Annotated in this window: 1 protein-coding gene; it reads right to left on the bottom strand. The window is 67.3% G+C overall.

Annotated features, from left to right (window positions below; all coding sequences use genetic code 11):
• The coding region (locus tag AB0L58_RS42860; protein WP_364397451.1) for a type I polyketide synthase at nucleotides 1–4396 on the bottom strand (4396 nt) is incomplete at both ends.

Raw genomic sequence — 4396 nt, 5'->3', positions numbered from 1 at the left:
GACAATCGCATCGAAATGCTCGGCGAACACCGGATACACCGCACACAACTCGACCGCCATACCAGCCCACTGCGCACCCTGACCCGAGAACACCAACCCAGTCGAACCCGGAACCACCCGGCCCGAAACCACACCAGAAGTGGTTTCGCCGCGCCCGAGCGCCTGGATACCGACCCGCAGGACGTCGTCCTCGGGCGAGAACGCCACGGCCCGATGCTCGAACAACACTCGCGAGGCGGCAAGCGAGAATCCGATGTCGATCGAATCGTGATCGCCGACACAGGAGGCCAGCCGCCGGGCCTGCTCGGCCAGTGCCTCGCTGCTCCGCGCCGAGACCACCCACGGCAAAACCCCGGCCGCCGGACGGGTTTTGACCACCGGAGCCGGGTCCGCAGCGGGCGCCTGTTCGACGATGAGGTGAGCGTTCGTGCCGCTGAGGCCGAACGAGGACACACCCGCACGCCGCGGCCGATCCACCTCCGGCCACGCCACCGGTTCGGTCAGCAGCCGGATATCCCCTTCGGACCAGTCAACCTTCGTGCTCGGCCGATCGACGTGCAGCGTCTTGGGCAGCACGCCGTGCCGCATCGCCATGACCATCTTGATCACACCCCCCACACCAGCCGCCGCCTGAGCGTGACCGATATTCGACTTCAACGATCCGAGCCACAGCGGCCGATCCGCATCCCGATCTCGGCCATAGGTCGCCAGCAGCGCCTGCGCCTCGATCGGATCGCCCAGAGTCGTACCGGTGCCGTGCGCCTCGACCACGTCCACCTCGGTCGGCGACACACCGGCATTCGCCAACGCCTGCCGAATCACCCGCCGCTGCGACGGACCATTCGGCGCGGAGAAACCATTCGACGCACCATCCTGATTCACCGCCGAACCAGCAATCACCGCAAGCACATCATGACCATTGCGACGCGCGTCCGACAACCGCTCCAACACCAACATTCCGGCACCCTCGGACCAGCCCACCCCATCGGCCGCATCCGCGAAGGACTTACACCGGCCATCCGGCGACAACCCGCGCTGCCGGCTGAACTCGACAAGCATCTCCGGGGTGGACATCACCGCCACACCACCGGCCAACGCCAGATCGCATTCGCCCGACCGCAGCGACTGGGCGGCCAAGTGCATGGCCACCAGCGACGACGAACATGCCGTATCCACCGACACCGCAGGACCTTCCAAGCCCAGCGTGTAGGCGATGCGACCGGAGACCAGGCTGCCGGCGACGCTGTTGCCGGTACCGGCGCCCAGCGCGTAGTCGTGGTACATCACGCCGGCGAAGACACCGGTCGAACTGCCGCGCAGCACCGCCGGATCCACACCGGCCCGCTCCAACGCCTCCCACGAAATCTCCAACAACATCCGCTGCTGCGGATCCATCACCAAAGCCTCGTTGGGACTGATCCCGAAGAAGTCCGCGTCGAAATCGGCCGCGGAGTACAGGAAACCACCCTGCCGGGCATACGTCTTCCCCGGCTTACCGGGTTCCGGATCGTAGATGCCATCGATGTCCCAGCCACGATCCGCGGGCAGATCACCCGTGGTGTCCACGCCCTCGGCAACCAGGCTCCACAGGTCTTCGGGAGAGGCCACGCCACCGGGGTAGCGGCAGCTCATCGCCACCACCGCGATCGGGTCGTCGCCGGCCGCCCTACTGGCAGTGACCGCGACATCCTGGCTCGTGCCGGAGAGTTGGGAATCGATGTACTCGGCGACAACCTGCGCGTTCGGGTAATCGAAGACCAACGTCGCCGGCAGTTGCAGACCCGTCGCAGCATTCAGCTTGTTACGGAACTCGACCGCACTCAACGAATCGAACCCCAACTGCTGAAAAGCCTGCTGCGGCTCAACAGCATCCACCGACACATGCCCGAGCGTGGCAGCAGCCACCGAACGAACGAGATCGAGCAGAGCACGCGCACGATCCGCATCCGACAAGCCCGCCAGCTTCCGGGCGAAAGCCTGACCTGCCGCGCTTCGGTTGGTGCGGCGCGCGGGGATCGGTGCGAGCGCACGGACCAGAGCGGGGATCAGCTCGCCGCGCGTCCGGAGCACCGCAGGATCGACCCGCAGCGCCACCAGCTGCGCGGTATCGGTCGCGATCGCGGCATCGAACAGCCTCAGACCCTCGGCCTCGGAAATCGGCGGAAAGCCCTGCCGGCGCAGCAGATCGAATTCGGCCTCCGATAGCTCGACACCGAGCCCGGACGATCGTGCCCACAACCCGTAGTCGATAGCGGTTGCCGGCAATCCCAGGTTGTGACGATGCGCCGCGAGGGCATCGAGGAAGACATTCGCCGCGGCGTAATTCGCTTGACCGGCGGCCAGCACCAACCCGCCTGCCGAGGACACCAAGACGAACAACGACAACGACGCATCACGCGTCAGCTCGTGCAGATGCCACGCCGCATCGACCTTGGGCCCGAACACATAGTCGACCCGCTCAGCCGTAATCGATTCGACCAGACCGTTATCCGCGACCCCCGCCGCATGCACCACACCCACCAACGGACACTCAACTGAAATACCATCCAGCAACGCCGCCAACGCCGACCGATCCGACACATCACACGCAGCGATACTCACCTCCGCGCCCAGCCCGGTCAGCTCCGCGCGCAATTCCGCCGCCCCCGGAGCATCCATGCCACGCCGAGACGTCAGAAGCAGATGACGCACACCGTATTCGGTCACCAGATGCCGAGCTATCACCCCACCCAAACCACCCGTACCACCGGTCACCAACACCGTCCCCGGCTCGGACAACCGCACGATCGAACCGGGCGCGTGACGACTCAACCGCGGCACGAGCAGGGTCGCACCGCGCAGCGCAGCCTCGGGTTCCAGCGCAGCAGACGTGGCCACCGCGGCGATAGCGAGCGCATCACGCTGCTGGTCCTGCTCATCCCGGTCCAGGTCGAGAAGCTGGAATCGGCCAGGGTGTTCGGCCTGCGCGGCACGCAGTATGCCCCACACCGGCGCTTGGGCCAGATCGACCTGCTCCGAGTCGGCAACGGCCACCGCATGTCTGGTCAGCACCACCAAACGTGCACCGGCGAAACGCGGTTCGACCAGCCAGCCGCGCACAGTGTCGAGCACACCGATCGCGATCCGTCGGGCGGCCTCCGGCGGCGCACCGTGGTGAGCGGGGATCTCCCACAACACGATCTCCGGAACAACCGGATCCTGGGCCGCGTCCAACTCGGTGATCAGCGCGGCGACATCACCGTTCAGTACCGCCACCCGGCCCGGCTCGATGCTCTCCGCCGACGGCGCGGCAGCGACCCACTCCACGCCGAAGAGGGCGTCGTCCACCCGCCCCGACTGCAGGCGATCGGCCGACACCGGCCGAGATACCAAGGCCCCCACCGACATCACCGGCCCGCCCCGCTCGTCGGCCAACTGGAGCGCGAAGCGGTTGCCCTCGACCACGATGCGAACCCGGACGGCGCTCGCGCCGGCCGCGTGCAGCACCACGCGGTTCCAGCTGAACGGCAGGGCCGGGAAACCCTCGACGCCACCGCGAAGACCGTGCACGATCCCGGCGTGCAGCGCCGCGTCGAACAGCGCCGGATGGATGCCGAATCCCTTGCCGTCCTGTGGATCCGGCAGCGCGACCTCGGCGAACAACTCGTCACCGCGCCGCCACGCCGCCTGCAAACCCTGGAAGAACGGGCCGTAGCCGTACCCGATATCGAGTAGCTCGTCATAGACGCCGTCGATGTCCAGGGGCTGGGCACCCGCCGGCGGCCACGCGGCGAGATCGAAATCGGCCACCACCTCATCCGGCGCCAGCACACCTTCGGCGTGCAGCAACCACGGCCCCTCGGCGGCCTGCCGCGAATGCACACTCAACCGACGACGACCGGACTCGTCGGCCGCAGTCACCACGACCTGCACCGAGACGCTGCCCTCGGCCGGCACGGTCAACGGAGCCTGCAGGACCAACTCATCGAGCACGGCACAACCGAGCACACCGCCGACGTAACCCGCCAGCTCGACGAATCCGGTGCCGGGCAGCAATACGGTACCGAGCACGCTGTGATCGGCCAGCCATTCGACGGAGTCCACGGTCCACCGGCCGGTGAAGCTGACGCCGCCCGAATCCGGATGCGGCACAACCGCACCCAGCAGCGGATGCGCCACCATATCCAGCCCGAGCGAGCTGACGCCGCCCAGTTCGGCGCCCAGCCACGACAGCGCCAGCGCCTCCTTGGGATCCAGCCAGAAGCGCTGATGCTGGAAGGCATAGGTGGGCAGGTCGACGCGCTGACCTCCGGAATGGAGAGCGGCCCAGTTCACCTCGGCGCCGGCCACGAACAATCCAGCCACCCCGCCCAACACCGCGGACGCGTCGGCACGATCACGACGCGCCAACACCACC

This window comes from Nocardia sp. NPDC052112 (assembly GCF_040680135.1).
In the GTDB taxonomy this organism is placed as follows: domain Bacteria; phylum Actinomycetota; class Actinomycetes; order Mycobacteriales; family Mycobacteriaceae; genus Nocardia.
The sequence above is the reverse complement of the archived record's forward strand: the minus strand, read 5'-3'. Positions and strand labels throughout refer to the sequence as shown.